This is a genomic window from Acidovorax sp. GW821-FHT11A03 (genome assembly GCF_058809075.1).
Genome location: NZ_JBXASG010000008.1, coordinates 231,566 through 257,581, shown reverse-complemented (window position 1 = coordinate 257,581; position 26,016 = coordinate 231,566). Strand labels below are relative to the sequence as shown.

Genomic DNA, 26,016 nt, shown 5'->3' with positions numbered 1-26,016 from the left:
ACCCCCTCAAATGTCAACAATCTTGAGCCAGGGCGGTACCCCCGTTGCATTGGTTTACGCGGCCTGACGTACAACAGGGACAATAGCGGCCCGCGCACGCGGTCTTGCACCAGGCCTCCTGGGACGGCGGCGCTCACTTCTGCCTGCCGCCATGCCGTTTTCCCTGCGCTCCGTCACCCCTGCCTCCGTCCGCCAGCACCGCTGGTTCCGCCCCATCGTGCGCGCCGCCCTGGCCCTGGCCGGGCTGTGGCTGTTGACCTGGCTGGCCGTGCCGCCGCTGCTCAAGGGCCCGCTGGAGCGCGCGGCCACCGCGCAGCTGGGCCGTGCCGTGACGGTGGGCGCGATCGATTTCAAGCCCTGGACGCTGGAGCTGGCCCTGCGCGACGTGGCGGTGGCCGGCGCCGACGAGGGCGCGCCACCCCAGCTCACCATCGGCCGCATCTACGCCGACGGCGAACTGCAGTCACTGCTGCGCCTGGCGCCCGTGGTGGATGCCTTCACCGTGGAAAACCCCGTGCTGCGCCTCACGCACCGCGGCGATGGCCATTACGACGTGGACGACATCATCGCCAAGGTCACCGCGCCCACGAACGAGCCCGACACGGGGCCGGCGCGCCTGGCGCTCTACAACCTGGCGCTGACCGGCGGCAGCATCGACTTCACCGACAGCAGCGTGGGCAAGACCCACGAGGTGCGCGAGCTGGCGCTGCAGGTGCCGTTCGTGAGCACCCTTTCCAGCCAGCGCGACGTGAAGGTCGAGCCCCACCTGGCGTTCGTGCTGGGCGGCAGCCGCTTCGACTCCTCCGCCCAGGGCACCCCCTTCGCCCAGACCACCCATGCCGACGCGAACATCCGCTGGCAGGGACTGAATCTCGCGCCCTATCTGGGGTACCTGCCCGCGAGCCTGCCGGTCAAGGTGCAGGGCGCCACGCTGGATGTGGATGTGAAAGTGGCGTTCGAGCAGGCGCCCCGCATGGCCGTGAAGCTCAGCGGGACCGTCCAGGCACGCGATGTGCGCATGACCGACCGGGGCGGCCAGGACCTGCTGGCCTACGACGGGCTGAAGATCGACATGGCCGATGTGCGGCCGCTGGAACAGATCGTGCGCCTGAGCCATGTGGAGCTGACCGCGCCCGTGGTGACCGCCACGCGCAACGCGTCGGGCGACATCAACTGGGCCCAGCTGGCCCAGGCGCCGTCGGCCCCCGCGCAGGTCGCACAGGCCGCGCCGGCCAGCGCCGCGCGCGGGCCCGCCAGCTCCGAGGCAGCGCCCCCAACACCCGCCAGCGGCGCTGCATCGGGCCCCGCGCGCGCCAGGGCCGCAGCCCCCCGCGCGCCCGCGCCGTGGGAGGTGTCCGTCGCCAGCGCCGCGGTGCGGGGCGGCACCGTGCGCTGGGCCGACCAGGGCACGCGCCCGGCCGCCGCGCTGCAGGCCACCGACTTCACGCTGGACGCCGCCGGCATCGCCCTGCCCTTCACTGAATCGTCGAAGCCCTTCACCTTCAAGGGGGGCCTCAACGTGCAAGGCAGCGCCCTGGCCTTCGTGGGCGAAGCCACCGACCGGCGGGCGCAGACCACTGTCTCGGTCAACGCGCTGGCCCTGCAGCTGGCGGCCCCCTATCTGGCGCAGGCGCTGGAGCCGCAGGTGTCCGGACAGCTGACGGGCGACGTGGCCGTGCTGTGGGAGGCGCCCAGCCCCAAGGCCGCGCAGGCCGGCGCCACCGGCGTCACCCTGACGGCCGGCCCCCTGGCCCTGGAGCAACTGTCGGTGAAGCAGGGCAAGACCACGCTGGCCAGCCTGGGCAGGCTGGAGGTGCAGGGCGCCCAGGTGCCGCTGGATGCCCGCACGGTCACGCTGGAGAAGCTGACCCTCAGCCAGCCGCAGGCCACGGTGGACCGGGGCGCGGACGGGCGCTGGATGTTCGAGCGCTGGGCCAAGGGCGCCAGCCCGTCGCCCGCCCCCGCCAGCCCGCCCCCGGGCACCGCCGCGGCCGCCCCCTGGAAGCTGCGCGTGGCCGATTTCGCCGTGCAGGGGGGCGTGGTCTCCTTCGCCGACAACGCCCAGGCACGGCCCGTGGCCCTGGAAGTTTCCGCCCTGAACCTGAGCGCCAGGAACCTTGCCAGCGACGGCGCCAGGCCCGAGGCCTTCCAGCTCTCGGCGCGCGTGGCCGCGCCCGGCAAGGGTGGCGCCAGGGGCGCGGGCAAGCCCGAGGCAGGCCGGATCGACTACCAGGGCACCCTGGCCCTGCAGCCCCTGGCCGCGCAGGGCAAGCTCGACATCGCGCGGCTGCCGCTGCATGCGCTGGACGGCTACCTGGCCAGCCAGCTGTCGGTGGAGCTGCTGCGCGCGGACGTGGGTTTCCGGGGCCAGGTCGCGCTGGCGCAGAACGACAAGGGCACCAGCCTGCGCCTGGCGGGCGACGCCGCCGTCGACGAACTCAAGGCCAACAGCACGGCCGCCTCCACGCCCAAGACCGAGGCGCAGGTGGGCGAGGAACTGCTGGCCTGGAAAAGCCTGAGCCTGCGCGGCCTGTCCGTGGCCACGGCGCCGGGCACGGCGCCGCGCGTGGAGGTCAAGGAGACCAGCCTGGTGGACTTCTTCGCGCGCATCACCGTGAACGAGGCCGGCCGCATCAACCTGAGCGACATCGCCAAGACCCCCGCCGAGGCGCAGGCCGCGAACGCCGCCAGCGCCGCAGCGAGCGGCCCCGCGGCCTCTGCCTCCGCCGCGGCCCCCGCCAGCGCCGCGGTGGCCCAGGCCGACCCGCTGGCCCCGGTGGTGCAGTTCGGGCCGGTGAGCCTGGTCAATGGCCGGGTGGCGTTCTCGGACTTCTTCATCCGGCCCAACTACTCGGCCGACCTCTCGGAGCTGACCGGCCGGCTCAGCGCGTTCTCTTCCGAGGCCCCGGGCGGCGAACCCATGCTGGCCGACCTGGAGCTGCGCGGCCGTGCCGAGGGCTCGGCGTCGCTGGAAGTCACGGGCAAGCTCAACCCGCTGGCCAAGCCCCTGGCGCTCGACATCGTGGGCAAGGTGCGCGACCTGGAGCTGCCGCCGCTCACGCCGTATGCCGTGAAGTACGCCGGACACGGCATCGAGCGCGGCAAGCTCAGCATGGATGTGAACTACAAGGTGCTGCCGAGCGGCCAGCTCACGGCCAGCAACCGGCTGGTGCTCAACCAGCTGACCTTTGGCGAGCCGGTGGAGGGTGCGCCCAACAGCCTGCCGGTGAAGCTGGCGGTGGCGCTGCTGGCCGACCGCGACGGCGTGATCGACCTGGACCTGCCCATCAGCGGCTCGCTGAACGACCCGCAGTTCCGCCTGGGCCCGGTGATCGGCCGGATCATCGTCAACCTCATCGGCAAGGCCCTCACCGCCCCCTTCAGCCTGCTGGCCAGCGCCTTTGGCGGCGGCAACGAGCTGAGCCATGTGGCCTTCGCGCCGGGCAGCGCCGCGCTCACGGCCGAGGCGAAACAGAATCTGGACAAGGTGGTGAAGGCGCTGACCGACCGGCCGGCCCTCAAGATCACCGTGACCGGCATGGCGAGCCTCAAGGACGAGCGCGAAGGCCTGCAGCGCGAACGCCTGCAGCAGCTGGTGGCCGCCGAAAAGCGCCGTGCGGGCGGGGGCGACACGGCAGCGCCCGTGTCGGCGGCCGAGTACCCCGCCCTGCTCAAGGAGGTGTATCGCCGCGCCGACATCCCCAAGCCGCGCAACCTGGTGGGCCTGGCCAAGGACCTCACGGTGCCCGAGATGGAAACCCTGCTGATCACCAGCCAGAGCGCCACCGACGCGATGGCCGCCGAACTCGCGCAGGAACGCGGCCAGGCGATCCGGGCCTATCTGGTGGCGCAGAAGCTGCCCGCCGAACGGCTGTTCGTGGCCGCGCCCAAGTCGGGCAGCCAGCCCGACAAATGGACACCGCGTGCGGAACTGAGCCTGAACACCCAGTAGCCCCCGTGCCGCCACGAGACGCGGCGGCTCTTCGGAGCGGTCCCCGGCGCCTCGTGCCGGAGCTGCTGCGCCCGTTTCCCCAGGGGGCCCGCGGGGGGCGCCCCGTTCCAGAGGGAGGGCGGTCCCGCGCACAATGGCGGATTCACTGAATGGACGGCCGGGCGCCGGAACCAACGGCGCCGCGCCTGCTCCCACACTGCAACCATGCCCCAACGCCTGCTCCACCGCCTTGCAGTCACTCTGCTTTTCATAGCTGCCAGCGCTGTATGGACAAGCGCCAGCGCCCAATTCAGCTCCAAAACCAGCGGCCAGGGCACGAGCGTGGTCACCACGCCGTATGTGCGGGCCGAGCTGATGGCCCATGCCCCCCAGGGCGTAGCGCCCGGCCAGCCGCTGTGGCTGGGCCTCTCGATCACCCACCAGCCCGAGTGGCATACCTACTGGAAGAACCCCGGCGACTCCGGCCTGCCCACAGACCTGGCCTGGACGCTGCCCGCCGGCCTGGACGCGGGCGAGATCGCCTGGCCCCTGCCCCGCAAGATCCCCATCGGCACCCTGGCCAACTACGGCTATGAAGGCACGGTGCTGCTGCCCGTGCCCGTCACGGTGGCCGGCAGCTTTGCCGCCGGGCCGCTCGCCAGGGACGCCACGATCAAGCTGCGCGCCTCCTGGCTGGTCTGTCGCAAGGAGTGCATCCCCGAAGAGGGCGAATTCACGCTGCAGCTGCCCCTGCGCAGCACCACGGCCCTGAACGGCGCCGCGTTCGAGGCGGCCGCCCAGGCGCAGCCCCGGCCCGTGCTGGCGGGCACCGGCGGCATCGTGCCGGACAGCCAGGCGCAGATTTCCGACGGCAATGCGCTGCAGGTCAGCGTGCAGGGCCTGCCCGTGGCGCTGCGGGGCAAGACGCTGGACCTGTTCCCCGAAACCGCCGAGGTCATCGACAACGCCGCCAGTTGGAAGCAGGCCTGGAACGGCACCGTCTGGACCGCGCAGATTCCCCTGTCTGCCCAGCGCAGCAACAGCCCCACGCTGATGCCAGTGGTGCTGGCCGAGCAGGTGGCCGCGCACGCCACCGGCCCCGACACCCGCACCGGCTACCGGGCCGAGCTGAAGGTGCTGGGCACCTGGCCTCCTGCTGCCTCGGTGGCCAGCGTGTCGCCTGCCTTGGAGGCCGCGCTCAAGGCCAATGCAGCGCAAGCGGGAGGAGCAGCGGCGTCGGCCGCAGGCTCCGGCGCATCGCCACTCACCCTCGCGGCGGCGCTGCTGGGTGCCTTGCTCGGCGGCCTCATCCTCAACCTCATGCCCTGCGTGTTCCCAGTACTGGCGATCAAGGTGGTGGGCTTCACCCGGCACGCGCAGGACCGCCGCGCGCACCGGCTCAGCGGCATGGCCTACGCGGCGGGCGTGGTGCTGTCGTTCATGCTGCTCGGCGCGCTCATGCTGGGCCTGCGCGCGGCGGGCGAGGCCATTGGCTGGGGCTTTCAGCTGCAGTCGCCGGCCGTGGTGGCCTCGCTGGCGGCGCTGTTCACGCTGATCGCGCTCAACCTGGCGGGGGTGTTCGAGTTCGGGCAGTTCCTGCCGTCCTCGGTGGCCAGCCTGCAGGCGCGCCACCCGGTGGCCGACAGCTTCCTGACCGGCGTGCTGGCCGTGGCCGTGGCATCACCCTGCACCGCACCATTCATGGGCGCATCGCTGGGCCTCACGGCCACCCTGCCCGCGCCGCAGGCGCTGGCCGTGTTCGCAGCGCTGGGCCTGGGCCTGGCGCTGCCGTTTCTGGCCGCGAGTTTCATCCCCGCCGTGGCCCGCGCGCTGCCGCGCCCCGGCGCGTGGATGGACACCTTCCGCAAGCTCATGGCCTTCCCCATGCTGGCCACCGTGGTCTGGCTGGTGTGGGTGCTGGGCCAGCAAAGCGGCATCGACGGCGCCGGTGCGCTGCTGATCCTGCTGGTGGGGCTGTCGCTGGTGGTGTGGGCGCTGTCGCTGGCGGGCCGCGCGCGCGTGTGGATGGCCAGTGTGTCCATCGCGGCGATGGCCTTGCTGGTCTGGGCCTTTGCGCCGCATATCACCACCATGCCCGCCACGCAGGCCGCCCCGCAGGTTTCCGCCAACGGCTGGCAGCCCTGGGCACCCGGCGCGGCCGAGCAGATCGTGGCCACGGGCCGCCCCGTGTTTGTGGACTTCACCGCCGCCTGGTGCGTGACCTGCCAGTACAACAAGAAGACCACGCTGGCCAACACCGACGTGATCGCCGACCTGCAGACCAAAAACGTGGCCCTGCTGCGCGCCGACTGGACGCGCCGCGACCCCGCCATCACCGCCGCGCTGGCGGCGCTGGGCCGCAGCGGCGTGCCCGTGTATGTGTTCCACCGGCCCGGCAAGCCGCCCGTGGTGCTGACCGAGGTGCTCAGCGTGGACGAGGTGCGCGCCACCATTGCCCAGTTGTAGAGGTTTTCACCCCGTTTCTTTTCCATCGACCGCCAACCCTTCAGGAGAGCCCGCCATGAAGATGCTTCGCCGTACATTGATTGCCACCGCTGCGCTGGTCGCGCTGGGTGCCCAGGCCGCCGCCACCGTGGGCCAGCCCGCCCCCGACTTCACGCTCAAGGACGCCACCGGCAAGACGGTGCGCCTGTCGGATTTCAAGGGCAAACACGTGGTGCTGGAATGGACCAACCCCGGTTGCCCCTTTGTGCGCAAGCACTACGACAGCGGCAACATGCCCGCCACGCAGAAGCACGCCACCGGCCAGGACGTGGTGTGGCTGGCGGTCAATTCCACCGAGAAGGCCAGCAGCGACTACCTGGAGCCCGCCAAACTCAAGGCCTGGCTCGCCGAGCGCAAGGCCGTGCCCACCGCCGTGCTCATGGACGAGGAGGGCACCGTGGGCAAAAGCTATGGTGCGCGCACCACGCCGCACCTGTACATCGTCAACCCGCAGGGCGTGCTGGTCTATGCGGGCGGCATCGACAGCATCCCCTCGGCCCGCCCGGCCGACATCGAGAAGGCCACCAACTATGTGAAGGTGGGGCTGGCCGAGGCGCTGGCGGGCAAGCCCATCACGGCCGCGACGACCGCGCCGTATGGCTGCAGCATCAAGTACAAGTAGGAAGCCCCCCTGAGGCGCTGCGCGCCTTCCCCCGGCGGGGGACGCCACCGGTGGCCTGGCGGAGCCAGTTCCACGGTGGCACTGGTGTGGGGAGCGCGCCAGTTTTTACGAGTGTGGCGGGCTCGGCTCAGCGCGCCACGCAGTTCACGCGCAGCACACGGGGCGCCTGGAAGAACATCGTGTTGCCCTGGCCACGGATGTAGGTGCCACCGTCGCCGTACCCAAAGCCGGTGACCACACGCTCAGGCTGCAGCGGCACGGTGCGGCCGTTGATCTCCAGCAGCGCCGGGCCATCGGGCTGGGCGGGCCAGTGCACCACCAGCATGGGGCCACGGTCACAGGCGTAGGTCGTGACACGCTGGACCTTGGGGACATCGGGCGCGCGGGGCGGCGTGCAGGCGCTCAGGGCAACGGTGGACAGGACAACGGCGGCGGCCACAAGGCCAGTGGCGCGGCGAGCGCGTGGGGGGTTCTGCACGGGATCTCCTCGGAATCTGGGGCGGGGCCACAGTGTGGATGGACAACGGTGCTCTGGCGCCGCAGCAGTCCGTCCCCATACACTGCCATGTATGACACGCACGCCCGACACCATCAGCACCCTGCGCGATATTCTGACGCACTGCCGCACCCTTGCGGTGGTGGGACTGTCGCCCCAATGGCACAGGCCCAGCTATTTCGCGGCCAAGTACATGCAGGCGCATGGCTACCGCATCGTGCCGGTGAATCCGCTCGTCGCGCGCGAGGGCGGGCAGATTCTGGGGGAGACGGCCTACGCCAGCGTGGCCGATGCCGCCCGGGCGCTCGCGGCCCGGGGCGAACGCATCGACATGGTGGACTGCTTTCGCAAGAGCGAGGACATCCCCCCGCTGGCCGAGGAGGCGATCGCCATCGGTGCGCGCTGCCTGTGGCTGCAGCTGGGCGTGTTCAACGAGGCCGCCCGCCTGCAGGCAGAGGCCGCCGGGCTGCAGGTGGTCGAAAACCGCTGCGTGAAGATCGAGCACGCGCGGCTGTTTGGCGGCCTGGGCTGGATGGGCGTGAACACGCGCGTCATCAGCGCCAAGCGCCTGCGGCAACTGCCTTACTAGCAAATTCATAGCATTCAGCGCTTGCCCATCAAGCGCTTGCGGCCAATTTCATTCAAGACCATGTCCTCATCAGACCACCCCTCCGGCGCCGACCGCGACTTCGGCTTCGGCACCCGCGCCATCCACGCCGGCGCCCAGCCCGACCCCGTGACCGGCGCACGCGCCACGCCGATCCACCAGACGACCAGCTTCGTGTTCGACAACGCCGAACACGCGAGCAGCCTGTTCAACCTGCAGACCTTCGGCAACGTCTACAGCCGCATCAGCAACCCTACGGTGGCCGTGTTCGAGGAGCGCATCGCCAGCCTGGAGAACGGCCGCGCGGCGCTGGCCTGCGCCAGCGGCATGGCCGCGCAGATGGCGGCGCTGCTGGCCATCCTGAAGACCGGCGACCACATCGTGGCGGCCAGCACGCTCTATGGCGGCACGGTGGGCCAGCTCGGCGTGGGCTTTGGCCGCCTCGGCATCGAGACCACGTTCGTGGACCCGGCCGACCCCGAGAACTTTGCCCGCGCCATGCGCCCCCACACCCGCGCCGTGTACGGCGAGACCATCGGCAACCCGCTGGTCAACGTGCTCGACATCGCGGCCGTGGCCGAGGTGGCGCATGCGCACGGCGTGCCGCTCATCATCGACAACACGGTGGCCAGCCCCTACCTGTGCAACCCGCTGGCCCTGGGCGCCGACATCGTGGTGCACAGCGCCACCAAGTACATCGGCGGCCACGGCACGACCATGGGCGGCGTGGTGGTGGAGGGCGGCAAGTTCCCGTGGGACAACGGCAAGTTCCCCGAGATGGTGGAGCCCAGCCGCGCCTACCACGGCGTGAAGTTCTACGAGACCTTCGGCGACTTCGGCTACACCATGAAGGCGCGCATGGAGGTCAACCGCACCTTCGGTGGCGTGCTCTCGCCCATGAACGCCTGGCAGCTGCTGCAGGGCGCCGAGACGCTGCACCTGCGCATGCGCGAGCACTGCCGCAATGCGCTGTCCGTGGCGAAGTTTCTGCAAGGCCATCCGCAGGTGGCGTGGGTCAACTACCCGGGTCTGGCGGATTCGCCGTACTTCGATCTGGCACAAAAGCAGTTCCGCGCCGTGGACGGAACGCCCGGAGCCTCGGGCATCCTCACGTTCGGCGTGAAGGGCGGCGCGGCGGCGGGCGAGAAGTTCATCGACGCCTGCGAATTCCTGAGCCACCTGGCCAACATCGGCGACGCCAAGACGCTGGTGATCCACCCCGCCTCCACCACCCACCGCCAGTTGAGCGAAGAAGAGCTGGCCCGCGCGGGCGTGAGCGCGGACATGGTGCGGCTGTCGGTGGGGATCGAGGATGTGGACGACATCCTGTGGGATATCGACCAGGCGCTGGGGCGCGCAACCGCCTGAACGCCCTGGCGCACTAGGCGGAGCTCACCGGCGCCCCCAGCCGTTGTGACAGGCTCCGCGCGGCCTCGCGCAGATGCCGCGCCGCCGGGCTGGCGGGACCCGTCCGCAGCGTGGCGCTGGGCCCGATCACCGCCAGGCACAGCACCAGCTGCCCGAACCCGTCAAACACCGGCGTGGCCAGCGCGCTGATGCCGGGCAGGAGCTGGTCGGTCACCTCGCTGATCTGGTGCGTGCGCACCGCCTCCAGTTCGGCCGCGAACGCGGGTTCATCCAGCGCGCCCGCGAACCCTTCGGCCGCCAAGGCTGCGGCGGCGCGTTCGCGCGGCCCGAAGGCCGCGAACACCTTGCCCGTGGCCGTGTGGCGCACCGAGGCCGTGGTGCCGTGGCGCATGGCCACGTACACGGCCGTGGGGCCTTCCTCGACGCGGATGATGGTCGGGCCGCTGTCGCCCCACACCGAGGCCGACACGGTGTAGCCGATGCGCTGGGCCAGCGCGGGCAGCTCGGCGATCGCCAGGCGCACCGGGTCCACCTGCTGCAGGCTGATCAGGCCCAGCTGCATGGCCAAGGGGCCCAGGCCGTAGTGGCCGCTCACGGCGTCCTGCTCGATCAGGCCCAGCTTGCCAAAACTCACCAGGTAGGGGTGGGCCTTGGCGGCCGTCATGTCCGCCGCGCGGGCCAGGTCCTTGAGCGCCATGCGCCGGCCGGTGCGCGCCAGCACCTTCAGCAACTGCCCACCCACCTCCACGCTCTGGATGCCGCGTGGGCTGCGGGGGGTGTCTTCGTCATCGGCAAGGGGCAGGTCGGGGGTCGTGATGGGCATGGGCCTGATTGTCCACGCCTGGCGGCAAGAAAAGCCTCTTCGGGTTTTCACCTAAACGAATGCATTAGACATGAACGAATTTCTTGCCTAACATCAACACATTCCGTTTAGATAAACGCATTCATCATTAACAAATCATCACCATGAGCACCGTCAAAACCTTTGCCTCCGCCGCCGACCTCGAAGTGAAGAAGGTGAGCTTCGACAGGCTCTCCGACCACGCCTATGCCTACACCGCCGAGGGCGACCCCAACACCGGCATCATCATTGGCGACGACGCCGTGATGGTCATCGACACGCAGGCCACGCCGGTGATGGCGCAGGACGTGATCCGCCGCATCCGCGAAGTCACCGACAAGCCCATCAAGTACGTGCTGCTCTCCCACTACCACGCCGTGCGCGTGCTGGGTGCCAGCGCCTACGGCGCCGAGCACATCATCGCCAGCGAAGACACGCGCGACCTGATCGTGGAGCGCGGCCAGTTCGACAAGGACAGCGAGATCGGCCGCTTTCCGCGCCTGTTCCAGAACGTGGAGAGCGTGCCCGAGGGCCTGACCTGGCCGACCATGACCTTCAACAAGAAGATGACCTTGTGGCTGGGCAGCGTGGAAGTGCAGATCCTGCAACTGGGCCGGGGCCACACCAAGGGCGACACGGTGGCCTGGCTGCCGCAGGAAAAAATCCTCTTTTCCGGAGACCTGGTGGAGTTCGACGCCACGCCGTATGCGGGCGATGCGTACTTCCAGGACTGGCCGCAGACCCTGGACAACCTGGCCGCCCTGAAGCCCGAGAAGCTGGTGCCCGGCCGGGGCGCCGCGCTGCAGACGCCCGAGCAGGTGCAGGCGGGCCTGGCCGGCACGCGGGCCTTCATCAGCGACCTGTACGACAGCGTCAAGGCCAGCGCCGCACAAGGCGAGGACCTGCGCAAGGTGTACGAGGCCACCTTCGCGAAACTGCAACCCAAATACGGCCACTGGGTGATCTTCAACCATTGCATGCCGTTCGACGTGACCCGCGCCTACGACGAGGCCACGCAGTACCCCGACCCGCGCATCTGGACGGCCGAGCGCGACATTCAGATGTGGAAATCGCTGGAAGGCTGAGCCACTGAGGCTGGAGGAGACAAAAGATGAACCCCAGAGACATTCCTGCCGAGGCGTTCCACGCGAGCGGCCCGGACGTGCAAGCCATCGATTTCGGCTACGTGCGCTCGCCCGACCAGGACAGCGCCGCGCCCGCGCCGCACCCCATCGTGGTCGTGGGCGCGGGCCCCGTGGGCCTGTCGCTCGCCATCGACCTGGCCCAGCGCGGCCAGCGTGTGGTGGTGCTGGACAACGACCACAAGCTCTCCATCGGCTCGCGCGCCATCTGCTTCGCCAAGCGCACGCTCGAAATCTGGGACCGCCTGGGCGTGGGCCAGCGCATGGTGGACAAGGGCGTGTCGTGGAACGTGGGCAAGGTGTTCCTCAAGGACGAGCAGCTCTACGAATTCAACCTGCTGCCCGACGAAGGCCACGAGCGCCCCGCGTTCATCAACCTGCAGCAGTACTACGCCGAGGCCTACCTGGTGGAGCGCGCGCTGCAGCTGCCCGGCATCGACATCCGCTGGCACAACAAGGTGACCGCCGTGGCCGCACGCAACGACGGCGCCCTGCTCAGCATCGACACGCCCGAAGGCCCCTACCAGGTGGATGCGCAATGGGTGGCCGCCTGCGACGGCTCGCGTTCGCCCCTGCGCCAGATGATGGGACTGGAAAGCAAGGGCCGCATCTTCCAGGACCGGTTCCTGATCGCCGACGTGAAGCTGGCGGGCGATGCGGACTTCCCGACCGAGCGCTGGTTCTGGTTCGACCCGCCCTTTCACCCCGGCCAGAGCGTGCTGCTGCACCGCCAGCCGGACAACGTGTGGCGCATCGACTTCCAGCTGGGCTGGGACGCCGACCCGGAAGAAGAAAAGAAGCCCGGGAACATCATCCCGCGCGTGCAGGCGCTGCTGGGCGCGGATGCGCAGTTCGAGCTGGACTGGGCGAGTGTCTACACCTTTGCCTGCCTGCGCATGGACCAGTTCGTGCACGGCCGCGTGGTCTTCGCGGGCGACAGCGCGCATGGCGTCTCGCCCTTTGGCGCACGCGGCGCCAACAGCGGCGTGCAGGATGCCGAGAACCTGGCCTGGAAGCTGGACTGGGTGCTCAAGGGCCGGGTGGGCCCTGCCCTGCTGGCCACCTACGGGCCCGAGCGCGAGTACGCGGCGGACGAGAACCTGTGCAATTCGACCCGCGCCACCGACTTCATCACGCCCAAGAGCGAGGTGAGCCGCCTGTTCCGCGACGCGGCGCTGCATCTGGCGCGCGAGCATGCGTTTGCGCGGCGCATCGTCAACAGCGGGCGCCTGTCGGTGCCGGCCACGCTGCACCAGTCGCCGCTGAACACGCCCGACGCCGACACCTTCGCGGGCACGCAGGTGCCCGGCGCGGTGCTGCTCGACGCTCCCCTGACAAAACAGGGCCGCCCCACGTGGCTGCTGCGCGAGCTGGGGCCGGACTTCACGCTGCTGGTGTTTGGCCCCGCCCCCACCTGGGCCCGGGACCTGGCCCATGTGCGGGTGCTGCAGATCGGCATCGACGTGATCGACCACCAGGCGCTGGCCGCGCAGCGGCTCGATGCCCAGCCACGCACCGTGTACCTCGTGCGCCCCGACCAGCATGTGTGCGCACGTTGGCGCACCCCCACCGAAGCGGCGGTGCGTGCCGCCCTGGTCCACGCCACGGCGCCGGCCCCCTGACAAGGAACACCTTCATCATGCTCAACACCCAGCCCCACCTGCAGGCCTGCGACGATTTTTACGAGGCGCTGATCGCTGCGCACCAGGGCCTGTCCACGCCCGAGAGCCACGCCATGAACGCCCGCCTCGTGCTGCTGCTGGCCAACCACATCGGCGACCAGGCCACGCTGCTGCATGCCCTGCAGCTGGCGCGCGGCGCCGCGATGCCACTGGCAGACCGGCGCGCCACCCAGGCCATCACGCCCGTGGTGCCCACGCACGCCCTGGCGGCCTAGCCGCGCCCCCGCACCCCATCCGCCCCCCGGGGCTTCGGCACCGCACGGACGGTGCAAGCCCCGGCTTTGCCCGATTCTTTTGACGACACCCCGGAGACGACACCATGCTGCGCAAACACTTCCTCGCCACCCTTGCCGGGCTGGCCTTGGCCACCACCCTCCCCCAGGCCCATGCCCAGGACACCAAGCCGCTGGAATGGGTGGTGGGCTATGCCGCCGGCGGCGGCTCGGACATCGTCGCGCGCACCATCGCCGAGTCGATGTCGGCCACGCTGGGCCGCCCCATCGTCATCAACAACAAGCCCGGCGCGGGCACCAACATCGCGGCCGAGTACAGCGCGCGCAACAAGGACTTCGGCAACCTGATCTTCTCGGCCGACTTCGCCACGCTGGCGGCCAACCCGTTCCTGTTCAGCAAGCTGAGCTACAACGCCGAGAAGGACTTCCAGCCCGTGGGCCTGCTGGTGCGCTTCCCCATGTTCCTCGTGGTGTCCAACAACGTGCCCGCCAGGAACCTCAAGGAGTTCATGGCCTGGGCCAAGGGCCTGCCCGACGGCGTGAACTGGGCCTCGGCCGGGCCCGGCAGCCCGCACCACCTGGTGGGCGAGCTGTTCCGCGAGCAAAGCGGCCTCAGGCTCACGCACGTGCCCTACCGAGGTGCAGCACCGGCCATCCAGGACGTGATCGGCGGCCAGGTCCCGGCCATGTGGATCGACAGCGCCACCGTGTACCCGTTCCTTGCCGCCGGCAAGGTCAAGGCCATCGGCGTGGCCAGCCCGCAGCGCGTGGGCACCATGCCCGACGTGGCCACCATTGCCGAACAGGGCCTGCAGGGCTTCGAGGGCTTTGCGTGGCAGGGGCTGGTCGCCCCCCATGGCACCTCGGCCGAGGCGGTGGCCCAGTTCAGCAAGGCCCTTCAAACCGCCCTTGCCGACACCCGCACGCGTGCGCGCCTGCAGGCCCTGGGTGTCGAACCCTTGCCCGGCACCGCCGCGCAGATGGGGAGCTTCGCGCGCGCCGAACGCGAGAAGTGGGGGCGTGTGATCACCAAGGTGGGCGTCAAGCTGGACTGAGCCCCCTGAGCGGCTGCGCCGCTTCCCCCTCAGGGGGACGCCACCCGCGGCCTGGCCAAGCCAGTCCCGCGGTGGCACTGGCGATAGCAGCGCGCCGGTTTCGCTGCCCGTGGACTCCAGGATCTGCGGGATTTCGCGCTTCGGAAAGCGAGCAGCGCCGATTCGTCCGCTACGCGGCGGCTGAGCGGCAGCGCGCCAGCCGGCGCTTGCGCTGCAGGGCGGGGGCCAGCCACAGCACCTGCACCACGGCGTAACCCAGCGCCGCGAGCAGCAATCCCAGCGTGGGCAGGCCGACCAGCAGTGGCGTGCCCAGGGCCTGGATCCAGGCCGCCATCGCCTGCACGGAGAAATCGCCGCCCGGCGCCACGCTGCTCCATGGCGGCAGGGTTTGCGTGCCGGGCATCACCAGCGCGCCCAGGTAGAAGGCCAGGGCATACAGCGGCACGGTGGTGAACGGGTTGGTATAGAAGGTGGCCACGCCGCCCGCCACCACGTTGCCGCGCAGCCACGCGCACACCAGCAGGGTGCCGGGGATCTGCAGCGGGCCGGGAATGAGCCCGCAGAACATGCCGGCCGCCACACCGCGCGCCAGCGGCTGGCGCTGAAAGCGGAACAGCTCGCGCCGCTCCAGCCAGGGCCGCAAGCGGGCGAGCCAGCCCCGGTCCAGGTGCACGCGGGCCCGGGGTTCCAGGCCGCGCAGCCAGCGGCGCAGGGTGCACAGCATCTGCATCACCACCCTGATCAGCCCCACGCCAGGGCCGCGGCCGTGCCGGCGCCCCACAGGGCGGCAAGGCCCGCCAGCAGGCGCACGTCCCGCCGCTCATTGCCGGCGCGGTACGCCGTCACCGTCGCCCCCACCAGGCCCACCAGCACACAGAGCATGATGGCATCGAGCAATTGCATGGTCTCCTACTCCCTTCAGTCCTTGGATGGCGATGCCAGGGGCTTGTGGGCGCCCGGGGCCGAGTTGCGCAGCGACAGGAAGATCGAACCCGCGATCAGCGATGCCGTGACCAGCAGCGCGTAGCCGATCGGAATCTTCACGAGGTCGATGAGCAGCATCTTGCCGCCGATGAACACCAGCACCAGGGCCAGGCCATAGGCCAGCAGGTGGAAGCGGTCGGCCAGGTCCGCCAGCAGGAAGTACAGCGCACGCAGGCCCAGGATGGCGAAGATGTTGGCCGTGAGCACGATGAACGGGTCGCTGGTGATGGCGAAGATGGCCGGGATGCTGTCCACCGCGAAGATGATGTCGGTGGTGCCGATGAGCACCAGCACCACGAACAGCGGGGTGTAGTGCTTGACGCCCTGGACCAGCGTGGAGAGCTTTTCGCCGTCGAACTGGTCGGTGATGCGGATGCGCTTCTTCAGCAACCTGAGCACGGGGTTGGTCGCGATGTCGGGCTCCTGCCCGGCCGCGAACCACATCTTGGCGCCCGTGACCACGAGGAACGCGCCGAACACGTACAGCAGCCAGTGGAAGGTGGCCAGCAGCCAGGCGCCTGCCAGGATGAGCAGCGTGCGCAGCACGATCGCGCCGATGATGCCGATGATGAGCGCGCGCTTCTGGTACTGCGGCGGCACCGCGAAATAGCTGAACAGCATCAGGAACACAAAGATGTTGTCCACCGAGAGGCTTTTTTCCACCAGGTAGCCGGTGATGAACTGCATCGACACCGTGTTGGCCACCTCGCGGCCCTGGCTGCCGTCCAGGTACCACCAGAGGATACCCACGAACACGAAGGCCAGCGAGAACCACAGCAGGCTCCAGCGCACGGCCTCCTTCATCGTGACCTTGTGCGCGCCCTGGCGCTCCATCACCAGCAGGTCGATGCCGATGGCCACCACCACGAAGACGGCAAAGCCCGCCCACATCCACCAGGTTCCGATCGTTTCCATGAAGTCTTGCTCCTTCGCGCGACGGCGTCAGCGCCGCGAACGCGGCAGGGGTGGCAGGCCCGGGGTCGGGGCGGACAGGGGAAGGGGTGCGGCGTGGCGCATGGGTTCTCTCCGGTGCAATGGGTTGGCATTCAGGACAAGCCCGCACTGTAGGGATGCTTTTGCATCTTAAAAACCTGCCTTCACGGTACTATTTGTTCGGTTTTTACGAACCAATCAGTTCCTGCACCGATACCCCTTCAACGCACTGGGATACGCAAGACCATGAGCCAGAGCTTCAACTACCGCCACCTGTACTACTTCTGGGTGGTCGCCAAGGAGGGCGGCATCGCGCGCGCCGCCGAGCGGCTGGACATGGCCGTGCAGACCATCAGCGCGCAGGTGCGCTCCCTTGAGCAGGCCCTGGGAACCAGCCTGCTGCGCACCGAGGGGCGCAGCCTGGTGCTCACCGAGGCCGGCGTGGCCGCGCTGCACGAGGCCGACCACATCTTTGCCCTGGGCGAGCAGCTGACCCACCGCGTGCGCGAGGCCGCCAGCGGCCAGACGCTGCGGCTGAACCTGGGCATCTCGGACGGCATCGCCAAGCTGGCCATGCACCGGCTGCTCACGCCCGTGCTCGACGAGCCCCACCTGCGCCTGCTGTGCCACGAGGGGGAGTTCCAGCCGCTGCTCGGCGAGCTCGCGCTGCACAAGCTCGACGCGGTGCTGGCCGACCGCGCCGCGCCGCCCAACCCGGCCCTCAAGACCACCAGCCAGCTGCTGGGCACGAGCGCCGTGGCCTGGTATGCCCCACCCGTGTGGGCCGAAGCGGCGGCGCGGCAGTTTCCGCAGAGCCTGGCGGTGGTGCCCGTGCTGCTGCCTACCGACCATGCCGCCATGCGCGCGCGCCTGGACCATTGGTTGGAGCGCGAACGCATTCGCCCGCGCATTGCCGGTGAATTCGAGGACAGTGCCCTGCTGAGCACCTTTGCCGCCACGGGCATGGGGGTGATGCCGGCCCCCGTGACCGTGGGCGCGCATCTGCTCAAGACCCATGGTCTGGTGCAGGTGGGCACGACGCCCGACGTGCAGGAGCAGTTCCACCTGATCTACAACGCGCGCAAGGTCATGCACCCGCTGCTCACGCGACTGCTGGAGGCCGCAGAGGGAGGTGCACTGCTCACCTCCTGAGCAGCGCGCCCCGCCTCGGAGCGGCTCACAAACTCAGCGAAGCGGTTCTGGCTAGGCGCTGCGTCGCAGGCAGTACGCTAGTACGACAAGACGCAGCAACGACGCCCAGAAGAGTTTTTGAGTCGCTCCTACTTCGTGAACCGGCCGTCGCGGCCCATCATGAGCAGATCCACGAACTTGCCCGAACTGTGCTGCGTGGCCGACAGCTCCACGGGGTAGCCGCCCAGGTTCACGCTCTTCATCGACTCCATGGCCTGCACCAGCCCTGCGCGCGTGGGCTTGGCACCGGCGCGCTGCAGCGCCTCGACCAGGAAGCGGGCGGAGATGAAGCCCTCCATCTGGCTGAAGGTGTACTCGGTGATGCCCTTGGCCTTGGCCAGGGTCTGGAACTCGCGAGAGATCGGCATGCTCTGGTTCCACGGCGAGGGCACGACCTGCGACACCACCACGCCCCGCGCGCGCTCGCCCAGCGCCTTGACCAGCTGGGCGTTGCTGATCACCGAGAGCATGTAGAAGGTGGAGCGGTGGCCGGCCGCCAGGTAGGCATCGACGAAATCCACGCTGGGCTTGCCCGCGCTGATGACGATGATGGCCTGGGGCGTGGCCTTGGCCACCGAGGCCACGGCGTCCGCCATCTTCGAGCCATCCACCTCCAGCGGGGCCTGGGCCACGAGTTCCACCTTGTGGTTCTTGACCGACTTCTCGACCGAGGCCAGCCCGCCCGTGCCGAAGGGGTTGTTGAGGTAGACCGCCGCGATGCGCGCGATGCCCACCGAGGCCAGTTGCTTCACGGTGGCGTCGAGCTCGGTCGCATAGCCTGCCTTGATGTTGAACACGTAGCGGCTGCTGGCCTGGCGCAGGCCGTCGGAGCCCGTGAACGGCGCGATGAAGGGCACGCCGCGCTCCTCGGCGATCGGCAGGGCGGCCAGCGCGGGCGGGGTGCCCGCGTACTGGAACAGCGCGAGCACCTTGTCCTCGTCGATCAGCTTCTTCGTGTTCTCGGCCGCCTTCTTGGGGTCGTAGGCATCGTCGAGGGCGACCACGCGGATCTTGCGGCCGCGCACGCCGCCCGAGGCATTCACATGGTCGAAATACAGGGCCGCGCCCTGGCGCACCTCGCTGGTCAGCGCCGCGAGCGGGCCGCTCAGCTGGCAGGACTGGCCGATCACGATCTCGCTGTCGGTCACGCCCGCGCTGTCCTGGGCCCAGGCCGTTCCCGCCAGACCCGCGGCCAATGCCCCACCCGAACGCAAAAACGCCCTGCGTGCCAACCCTGGCTGAACGCCTGTCTTCATGCTTTGTCTCCTGTCGTATTCATGGATCTTCACAACGCAAAAGCCCTTCCGCAGCCCCAAGGCCTGCGAAAGGGCGAAACAGGACGGTCGCTGCGCTGCGCGGCGGTCCTCGGGACTTTCAATGGGCTTCGGCCCGGGCGTGCGCCGCCCCTCCCATGCCCAGGTAGGTGTCGATGATGCGGCGGTCGTTGAGCAGGTCCTGCGCGGCGCCCGTGAGCGCCACGGCGCCCATCTCCAGCACATAGGCGCGGTCGGCCACGCGCAAGGCGGCGCGGGCGTTCTGCTCCACCAGCAGCACCGACACGCCATGCTGGCGCAGCGAGGACACCACCTGCAGCACCTCGCGCACGATCAGCGGCGCCAGACCCAGCGAGGGCTCGTCGAGCATCAACAGGCGCGGGCGGGCCATCAGCGCACGGCCGATGGCCAGCATCTGGCGCTCGCCGCCCGAGAGCGTGGAGGCCAGTTGCACGCGGCGCTCGCGCAGGCGCGGAAAGATCTCGAACACCTCTTCCATGCGCAGCGCCTGGTCGCGCTGGCCCTTGCGCCAGCGCGAAAAACCGCCCAGCAGCAGGTTGTCCTCCACCGACATTTCGCCAAACAGCTCGCGCTTTTCGGGCACCAGCGCCACGCCGCGCGCCACCATGGCTTCCACGCTGGGGCGGGCGATGCGCTCGCCGGCCAGGCTGATGGAGCCGGTGGCCGGCAGCAGGCCCATGGCCGCGCACAGCAGCGTGGTCTTGCCGGCGCCGTTGGGGCCGATCACGGTGACGATCTCACCCTCGTTCACATCGAGCCGGACCTGGTGGACGGCCTCCACCTGGCCATAAGAGACGCTCAGGTCCTGGAGTTGCAACAAGGCGGTCATGCGGCGGCTCCTTCAGCAGCGGTGGCGGGCAGGTCATCGTCAGCACCACCCAGATAGGCATCGAGCACGCGCTGGTTGCTCTGCACCTCTACGGGTGTGCCTTCGGCGATCACGGTGCCGAACTCCAGCACGGTGATGCGGTCGGCCAGGTTCATCACGAACTCCATGTCGTGCTCCACCACCAGGATGCCCAGGCCCTCGGCGCGCAGCTGGCGCAGTAGGTCGGCCAGGGCCTTCTTTTCCAGATGCCGCAGGCCTGCGGCGGGCTCGTCGAGCAGCAGGATGGCCGGCTGGCCGGCCAGGGCGCGCGCGATCTCGACGATGCGCTGCTGCCCCAGGGCCAGCGAGGCGGCGGGCGCGTCGGCATGGGCACCCAGGCCGCAGCGCTCGATCTGGCGGCGCGCCTCGGCCAGCAGGGCGGCTTCCTCGGCGCGGTCCAGGCGCAGCATCGAGGCGATCCAGCCGCGGTGGGCGCGCTGGTGCGCGCCCAGGGCGACGTTCTCGACCACGCTGCGCTGGCCCAAGAGGCGCACGTGCTGGAAGGTGCGCGCCATGCCCAGGCGCGCGAAGGCGCGCGAGGGGCGGCGCAGCATGGCCTGGTCCACCAGGCGCACCTCGCCCTCGGTGGCGTCGTCCACACCCGAGATCATGTTGAAGAAGGTGCTCTTGCCGGCGCCGTTGGGGCCGATCAGCGCGTGCACCTCGCCGGCCTTCACGTCCATGGAGACATTGTTGTTGGCGACCAGGCCGCCGAAGCGCTTGGTCACGTTGCGTGCCTGCAGCAGCACCGTGCCGGCCGTGGGCAGCGTGCGCTGCGCCAGTTCGGTGGCCTGACCCACCGTGCGCGGCGCCTCGCGGCGCAGCCAGCGCTCGCCCAGGCGGTTCAGCGTGGGCCACAGGCCGTCGGCAAAGCGCTGCAGCACGAAGACCATGAGCAGGCCGAAGACGATGACCTCGAAGTTGCCGCTGGTGCCCAGCAGCGAGGGCAGCACGTCCTGCAGCTTTTCCTTGAGCAGGGTGATGAGCGTGGCGCCCAGCACCGCACCCCAGAGGTGGCCGGCACCACCGACCACGGCCATGAACAGGTACTCGATGCCGATGTTGAGGTTGAACGGCGTGGGGCTGACAAAGCGCTGCAGGTGCGCATACAGCCAGCCCGAGATCGCCGCCAGCAGCGCCGCCAGCACGAAGAGTTTGATGCGGTAGCGCGCCGTGTCCACGCCCATGGACTCGGCCATCACCCGCCCGCCCTTGAGCGCGCGGATGGCGCGGCCCTCGCGCGAGTCGAGCAGGTTGTGCAGCAGCCACAGCGACACCAGCAGCACCGCCCAGATCAGCACGCCGATGGCGCGCGGCGAGGCCAGCGAGAAGCCCGCCACGACGAGCGGCGGCACGCCGGTGATGCCGGTCTGCCCCCCCAGGAATTCCATGTTGCCGAACAGGTAGTACAGCGACAGGCCCCAGGCGATGGTGCACAGCGGCAGGTAGTGGCCCGAGAGCTTGAGCGTGACCGAGCCCAGGCCCCAGGCCACCGCGAAGGTGATCACCAGGCCGAGCACCAGCCCCACCCAGGGCAGGCCGGCCATGCCGACCAGGCCCGAGAGCGCCTGCACCGACGCGGGCGCCGTGCAAATCCAGGCCGTGGCATAGGCACCGACGCCCACGAAGGCCGCCTGGCCGAAGGAGGTCATGCCGCCCACGCCGGTGAGCATGACCAGGCCCGCCGCCACGATGGCGTACAGGCCGATGTAGCAGAGCATGACCACGGTGAAGTCGGGCAGGAAGCCCCAGCACAGGGCCAGCAGCGCCACGGCAGCCAGCGTGAGCTGTGTGCGCGTGGCGATGCCGCGCGATGCACCGGCGGCGGTGGCCCCGGTGGCGATGTCGGTTTTCACGGGCGCGCTCATTCCTCATCCTCCACATGGCGGCTGTTGAGCGAGCGCCACCACAGCACGGGCACGATCAGCGTGAACACGAGAACCTCCTTGTAGGCACTGGCCCAGAACGATGCAAAGGCCTCCAGCTGGCCCACGATCAGCGCGCCGAGCAGCGCCATGGGGTAGCTGCCCAGGCCGCCCACGATGGCCGCGACGAAGCCCTTGAGGCCGATCAGGAAACCCGTGTCGTAGTACACGGTGGTGAGTGGGGCGATCAACAGGCCCGAGACGGCTCCGATCAGCGCGGCCAGGGCGAAGCTCACGTCGCCCGAGAGTTCGGTGGGAATGCCCATGAGGCGCGCACCCACGCGGTTGAGGGCCGTGGCGCGCAGCGCCTTGCCCACCATGGAGCGGCCGAAGAACAGGAACAGCAGCATCACCAGCGCCAGCGTGACGCCCAGCACCACCAGCGACTGGCCCGAGACGGGGATGCCCGCGAGGTCGAAGCGCGCCTCGGAGAACGGTGGCGTGCGCGAGCCCTCGGCACCGAAGAACAGCAGGCCCAGGCCCACCAGCACGCCATGCAGCGCCACCGAGACGATGAGCAGCATCAGCACCGTGGCATCGGCCAGCGGGCGATACGCCAGGCGGTACAGCAGCGGCCCCATGGGCGTGATCAGGATCAGCGTGGTGAGCGCCTGCATGCCCAGCGAGGTGGGGCGCAGCCCGATGATGAGTGCGCACGCCAGCAGCGGCAGCACCAGGCACCAGACCACGGTGGCGGGCCAGTTCACGGGGCTGCCGCGCTGAAAGCGCACCACCTCGACCAGCAGCACCACGGCGGCCATACCCACCAGCAGCCACAGCGTGGCGGGAATGCGCCCGCCCTGCATCATGGCCATGGTCAGCGCCCCGAAGGCCACGAACTCGCCCTGGGGGATGAAGATCACCCGGGTCACGGAAAAAACCAGCACCAGCGCCAGCGCCATCAGTCCATAGATGGCGCCATTGACAATGCCGTCCTGCCCCAGCAGCAGGGCAATCTGCAAATCCATATTCAGCTTTCTTTGAGAAGCAGGTCGACCAGCGCTTACTACCTATTTAATAGCTGCTAGCGCTTTACCAGTAAGCGCCAGAGGCCATTTTCATGGCATTTCCAGACAGCTCTTCGCCGAAGAGACGGACACCATGAAACCGGCGCGCCCCAGACCAGCGCCACCGTGGAACCGGCTTCGCCAGGCCACGGGTGGCGTCCCCTTGGAGGGGAAGGCGCGCAGCGCCTCAGGGGGTCAGGGAATGTATTTCCAGGTCCCGTTCTCGATCTTGACCATCACGCGGGCGCGCTGGTCCAGGCCCAGGTGGTCGTTCTCGGACATGTTGAAGATGCCGTGCGCGCCGGGCACTTCCTTGATCTGCTCGAGCGCATCGCGCAGGGCCGTGCGGAATTCCACGGTGCCGGGCTTGGCCTTCTTCAGGGCCACGGGCACGGCGGCGGCCATCAGCACGCCGGCATCCCAGCCATGGGCGCCGAAGGTGGAGACGCTGTCCTTGCCGTGGGCGGCCTCATAGGCGGCCACGTAGGCGCTGGCCGACTTCTTCACCGGGTGCGAGGCGGGTAGCTGCGAAGCCACGAGCACCGGGCCGGAGGGCAGGAAGGTGCCTTCCACGTCCTTGCCGCCCACGCGCAGGAAGTCGGCATTGGCCACGCCGTGGGTCTGGTAGACCTTGCCGGTGAAGCCGCGCTCCTTGAGCGCCTTCTGGGGCAATGCGGCCGGCGTGCCGGAGCCGGCGATGAGCACGGCGTCGGGCTTGGCCGAGATCATCTTCAGCGTCTGGCCCGTCACCGAGGTGTCGGTGCGCGCATAGCGCTCGTTGGCCACGATCTGGATCTTCTTGATGGCGGCGGCCTTGCCGAACTCCTGGTACCAGCCTTCGCCGTAGGCGTCGGCAAAGCCGATGAAGGCCACGGTCTTCACGCCGGCGTTGGCCATGTGGTCCACGATGGCCAGCGACATCATGATGTCGTTCTGCGGGGTCTTGAAGACCCACTTCTTCTTGGCGTCCATGGGCTCGACGATGCGCGCCGAGGCGGCCATGGAGATCATGGGCGTCTGCGCTTCGGCGACCACGTCGATCATGGCCAGCGAGTTGGGCGTGGTGCTCGACCCGAGGATGATGTCGACCTTGCTTTCGCTGATCAGCTTGCGCGTGTTGCCCACGGCGGTGGTCGTGTCCGACGCGTCGTCGAGCACGATGTAGTTGACCTTCTGGCCGCCGATGGTGCGCGGCATCAGGGCGATGGTGTTCTTCTCGGGGATGCCCAGCGAGGCGGCGGGGCCGGTGGCCGACACCGTGACGCCGACGGTGATGTCGGCCAGGGCGGCGCCGCAGGCCATGGCGGCGGCTGCGGCCACCAGCGCGAGTTGTGCGAAGCGGGTTTTTTTCATGCGTTTGTCTCCTGTGGAAAAGAAAGGATGGTGTTGTCAGCGCAGGCAAGCAAGGAAGATTCAGCGCTGTTCCGGCTCTTGTCGGCCGGTATCGGGTACGCGGTGGTGAACGTGCGTGGCCATTGTCATGGACGCGCGGGTCTTTGGGCCTGTTCAATGGGCATTCGGACGGCAGGAAATCCACCAAAGAACAGGTCCGCAACGATGGGCGCCATGGTCCCGTAGTCGAGTTCGCCGTCGGGCTTGAGCCAGGTGAACATCCAGTTGATCATGCCGAACAGCAGCATGGTCAGCGCCTTGGTCAGGCCGGCGGCATCGGTGTCGGGGCGCAGTTGCCCCAGCGCGGTGGCGAAGGCGGCCACCACGGCGCGCTCCTTGCCCAGGATGCGCTCGCTGTCCTCGGGCTGCAGGAAGCGCACGTCCTCGGTCAGCACGCGGTGGGCGTGCTGGGCCTCGGCGTATTCCTCGACGAAGCGGTGGATCAGTTCGCGCAGCCGCGCCTCGGGCGCGAGCTGCTGGGCCTCGACCTCCTCCACCAGCGCCTGCAGGCGCGAGACATGGCCGTCGGCGATGTGCACGAGCAGGTTGTACTTGTCGCGAAAGTAGTGGTACAGCGTGGGCTTGGACAGGCCGCAGGCCTCGGCCACCTCGTTCATCGAGGTGGCGGGATAGCCGCGGCGTGCGAACAGTTCGGCGGCATGGCGGAGGATCATTTCGCGCTGGTCGTCGTATCCGGGGGAGCGTCCTCGGGCCATGGGCAGTTTTCCTTTGCATCCTGGAGTGAAGGGGCGCCATCTTGCCGCATCCGGGGGCATCGCAGGCCCACGGCGGCCCATTCCTTGCCGATGCCAGGCACCGTGTGCAGCGGTGGATGCCGTCATAGCGACCATCAGCGTTCGTCGAACGACAGCACCACGCGGTCGGACAGCGGCCGGCACTGGCAGGTGAGCACGAAGCCGGCAGCCACCTCGTTCTTGTCGAGCGCGAAGTTGCGCTCCATGCGCACCTCGCCCTGCACGCACTTGGCGCGGCAGGTGCCGCACACGCCCGAGGTGCACGAGAACGGCACCTCCAGCCCGGCGGCCGAGGCCGCATCGAGGATGCTGGCCTGCTCGCCCGAGAACGGGAATTCGCGCCGCAGGCCGTCGCGCACGATGGCGATGCGGGAGGTCTTGGCGTCGCCGGGCAACGCCTCGTGCACCACCGCGCCGACCTGCCCTCCTGCGGGCAGGGCCACGCCGAAGCGCTCCACGTGGATGCGCTCGGCCGGCACGCCGCCGGCCAGCAGCGCGGCCTCGGCCTCGTCGTTCATCTGGAAGGGGCCGCAGATGAAGGCCTCGTCGATCTTCTGCGCGGGGATCAGGGCCTTCAGGAACTCGGCGAGCTTCTCGCGGTTCACAAAGCCCATGTTCAGCGGCGCGTCGGTCTGCTCGGCCGAGAACACATGGTGCAGCACCAGGCGCGTGAGGTAGCGGTTCTTGAGGTCCTCGATCTCCTCCTTGAACATGGTGGACTGCAGCGTGCGGTTGCCGTAGATCAGCGTGAAGCGGCTGCCGGGCTCGCGTGCGAGCACCGTCTTCATGATGGACAGGATGGGCGTGATGCCGCTGCCGCCCGCGATGCCCAGGTAGTGGCGACTCGCCTGGGCCTGGATGGGCACGAAGAAGCGGCCTTGCGGCGCCATGACCTGCAGCGTGTCACCCACCTGGAGCTGCGCGTTGATCCAGTTGGAGAACACGCCGCCGTTGACCTTGCGCACGCCCACGCGCAGCTCGGCGTCGTCCACGCCGGCGCAGATGGAGTACGAGCGGCGCAGGTCCTGGCCACCGATGTCGGTGCGCAGCGTGAGGTACTGGCCCTGGGTGAAGCCGAAGACCTCGCGCAGCTCGGGCGGCACGTCGAAGGAGACGATGACGGCCTCGGCCGTGTCGGGCTCGATGGCGCGCACGCGCAGGGGATGGAAGATGACGCTCATGTC

The 26,016-nt window shown here is 69.3% G+C and carries 22 protein-coding genes; 10 read left to right on the top strand and 12 right to left on the bottom strand.

All coding sequences use genetic code 11. From position 1 onward, the window contains the following. The first annotated feature begins 151 nt into the window (after positions 1-151). The 3 genes from AC1RVY_RS20960 to AC1RVY_RS20950 all read left to right on the top strand — a co-directional run bounded on the left by AC1RVY_RS20960 (position 152) and on the right by AC1RVY_RS20950 (position 7,058). The gene (locus AC1RVY_RS20960) at positions 152-3,952 is read left to right on the top strand and encodes a DUF748 domain-containing protein (RefSeq protein ID WP_492808017.1); all 3,801 of its coding nucleotides are present in this window, start codon (positions 152-154) and stop codon (positions 3,950-3,952) included. Positions 3,953-4,156: 204 nt separating this feature from the next. After that, complete coding sequence (locus AC1RVY_RS20955; protein ID WP_492808016.1) at positions 4,157-6,397, top strand: protein-disulfide reductase DsbD family protein; 2,241 nt, start codon at positions 4,157-4,159, stop codon at positions 6,395-6,397. Between the two features lie 55 nt (positions 6,398-6,452). Beyond that, positions 6,453-7,058 (top strand): thioredoxin family protein, encoded by a 606-nt coding sequence (locus tag AC1RVY_RS20950; protein WP_492808014.1) that lies wholly within the window; start codon positions 6,453-6,455, stop codon positions 7,056-7,058. A 127-nt stretch (positions 7,059-7,185) separates the two neighbouring features. Here the strand turns inward: AC1RVY_RS20950 and AC1RVY_RS20945 are convergent, their stop codons facing one another. Then, a complete protein-coding gene (locus AC1RVY_RS20945) occupies positions 7,186-7,536 on the bottom strand; it encodes a hypothetical protein (RefSeq protein ID WP_218296924.1) in 351 nt (116 codons plus the stop codon). 91 nt (positions 7,537-7,627) lie between these two features. Between AC1RVY_RS20945 and AC1RVY_RS20940 the strand changes: the two genes are divergently transcribed. Continuing rightward, positions 7,628-8,143, top strand: coding sequence for a CoA-binding protein (locus AC1RVY_RS20940; protein ID WP_218341301.1), 516 nt, complete (start codon positions 7,628-7,630; stop codon positions 8,141-8,143). Positions 8,144-8,203: 60 nt separating this feature from the next. Further along, positions 8,204-9,529, top strand: coding sequence for an O-acetylhomoserine aminocarboxypropyltransferase/cysteine synthase family protein (locus tag AC1RVY_RS20935; RefSeq protein WP_218341300.1), 1,326 nt, complete (start codon positions 8,204-8,206; stop codon positions 9,527-9,529). A 13-nt stretch (positions 9,530-9,542) separates the two neighbouring features. Here the strand turns inward: AC1RVY_RS20935 and AC1RVY_RS20930 are convergent, their stop codons facing one another. After that, positions 9,543-10,352 (bottom strand): IclR family transcriptional regulator, encoded by an 810-nt coding sequence (locus AC1RVY_RS20930; RefSeq protein WP_369643518.1) that lies wholly within the window; start codon positions 10,350-10,352, stop codon positions 9,543-9,545. Between the two features lie 143 nt (positions 10,353-10,495). On the opposite strand from AC1RVY_RS20930, the gene AC1RVY_RS20925 reads away from it, so the two are divergent. The 4 genes from AC1RVY_RS20925 (at position 10,496) to AC1RVY_RS20910 (ending at position 14,482) form a co-directional block, all read left to right on the top strand. Next, positions 10,496-11,455, top strand: coding sequence for an MBL fold metallo-hydrolase (locus tag AC1RVY_RS20925; protein WP_492808012.1), 960 nt, complete (start codon positions 10,496-10,498; stop codon positions 11,453-11,455). A gap of 26 nt (positions 11,456-11,481) precedes the next feature. Further along, on the top strand, positions 11,482-13,134 hold the full coding sequence (locus AC1RVY_RS20920; protein WP_492808011.1) for an FAD-dependent oxidoreductase: 1,653 nt from the start codon (positions 11,482-11,484) through the stop codon (positions 13,132-13,134). A 14-nt stretch (positions 13,135-13,148) separates the two neighbouring features. Then, positions 13,149-13,409 (top strand): DUF2783 domain-containing protein, encoded by a 261-nt coding sequence (locus tag AC1RVY_RS20915; protein ID WP_218297010.1) that lies wholly within the window; start codon positions 13,149-13,151, stop codon positions 13,407-13,409. Between the two features lie 104 nt (positions 13,410-13,513). Next, positions 13,514-14,482: a Bug family tripartite tricarboxylate transporter substrate binding protein gene (locus AC1RVY_RS20910; RefSeq protein WP_218296917.1), complete on the top strand. Its 969-nt coding sequence runs from the start codon at positions 13,514-13,516 to the stop codon at positions 14,480-14,482. A gap of 169 nt (positions 14,483-14,651) precedes the next feature. On the opposite strand, the gene AC1RVY_RS20905 is transcribed toward AC1RVY_RS20910, so the two are convergent. Genes AC1RVY_RS20905 through AC1RVY_RS20895 form a run of 3 tightly spaced genes read right to left on the bottom strand, consistent with a single transcriptional unit; the run spans position 14,652 to position 16,381 of the window. After that, positions 14,652-15,212: a DUF2062 domain-containing protein gene (locus AC1RVY_RS20905; RefSeq protein WP_492808009.1), complete on the bottom strand. Its 561-nt coding sequence runs from the start codon at positions 15,210-15,212 to the stop codon at positions 14,652-14,654. An 11-nt stretch (positions 15,213-15,223) separates the two neighbouring features. Continuing rightward, entirely contained in the window at positions 15,224-15,385 is a 162-nt protein-coding gene (locus AC1RVY_RS20900; protein WP_492808008.1) for a hypothetical protein, read from the bottom strand. Between the two features lie 15 nt (positions 15,386-15,400). After that, positions 15,401-16,381, bottom strand: a complete 981-nt coding sequence (locus AC1RVY_RS20895) for a TerC family protein (RefSeq protein WP_218296915.1) — start codon at positions 16,379-16,381, stop codon at positions 15,401-15,403. A gap of 264 nt (positions 16,382-16,645) precedes the next feature. On the opposite strand from AC1RVY_RS20895, the gene AC1RVY_RS20890 reads away from it, so the two are divergent. Next, on the top strand, positions 16,646-17,551 hold the full coding sequence (locus AC1RVY_RS20890; RefSeq protein WP_492808006.1) for a LysR substrate-binding domain-containing protein: 906 nt from the start codon (positions 16,646-16,648) through the stop codon (positions 17,549-17,551). Positions 17,552-17,679: 128 nt separating this feature from the next. Here the strand turns inward: AC1RVY_RS20890 and AC1RVY_RS20885 are convergent, their stop codons facing one another. The 7 genes from AC1RVY_RS20885 to paaE form a co-directional block, all read right to left on the bottom strand. Next, positions 17,680-18,846 carry an ABC transporter substrate-binding protein gene (locus AC1RVY_RS20885; protein WP_492808004.1) on the bottom strand — a complete coding sequence of 389 codons (1,167 nt, stop codon included), beginning with the start codon at positions 18,844-18,846 and terminating at the stop codon, positions 17,680-17,682. A gap of 118 nt (positions 18,847-18,964) precedes the next feature. Next, complete coding sequence (locus AC1RVY_RS20880; RefSeq protein WP_492808002.1) at positions 18,965-19,714, bottom strand: ABC transporter ATP-binding protein; 750 nt, start codon at positions 19,712-19,714, stop codon at positions 18,965-18,967. Beyond that, the gene (locus AC1RVY_RS20875; RefSeq protein ID WP_492808000.1) at positions 19,711-21,621 is read right to left on the bottom strand and encodes a branched-chain amino acid ABC transporter ATP-binding protein/permease; all 1,911 of its coding nucleotides are present in this window, start codon (positions 21,619-21,621) and stop codon (positions 19,711-19,713) included. The genes AC1RVY_RS20880 and AC1RVY_RS20875 overlap by 4 nt, the downstream gene beginning before the upstream one ends. After that, positions 21,618-22,646, bottom strand: a complete 1,029-nt coding sequence (locus tag AC1RVY_RS20870) for a branched-chain amino acid ABC transporter permease (RefSeq protein ID WP_492807998.1) — start codon at positions 22,644-22,646, stop codon at positions 21,618-21,620. Before AC1RVY_RS20870 ends, AC1RVY_RS20875 begins: the two co-directional genes overlap by 4 nt. Positions 22,647-22,880: 234 nt before the next feature. Then, positions 22,881-24,038, bottom strand: coding sequence for an ABC transporter substrate-binding protein (locus AC1RVY_RS20865; RefSeq protein ID WP_370627858.1), 1,158 nt, complete (start codon positions 24,036-24,038; stop codon positions 22,881-22,883). Positions 24,039-24,163: 125 nt separating this feature from the next. Beyond that, complete coding sequence (locus AC1RVY_RS20860) at positions 24,164-24,793, bottom strand: TetR/AcrR family transcriptional regulator (protein WP_492254029.1); 630 nt, start codon at positions 24,791-24,793, stop codon at positions 24,164-24,166. A 134-nt stretch (positions 24,794-24,927) separates the two neighbouring features. Next, the gene (gene paaE / locus AC1RVY_RS20855; RefSeq protein ID WP_492807997.1) at positions 24,928-26,013 is read right to left on the bottom strand and encodes a 1,2-phenylacetyl-CoA epoxidase subunit PaaE; all 1,086 of its coding nucleotides are present in this window, start codon (positions 26,011-26,013) and stop codon (positions 24,928-24,930) included. Positions 26,014-26,016: the final 3 nt, after the last annotated feature.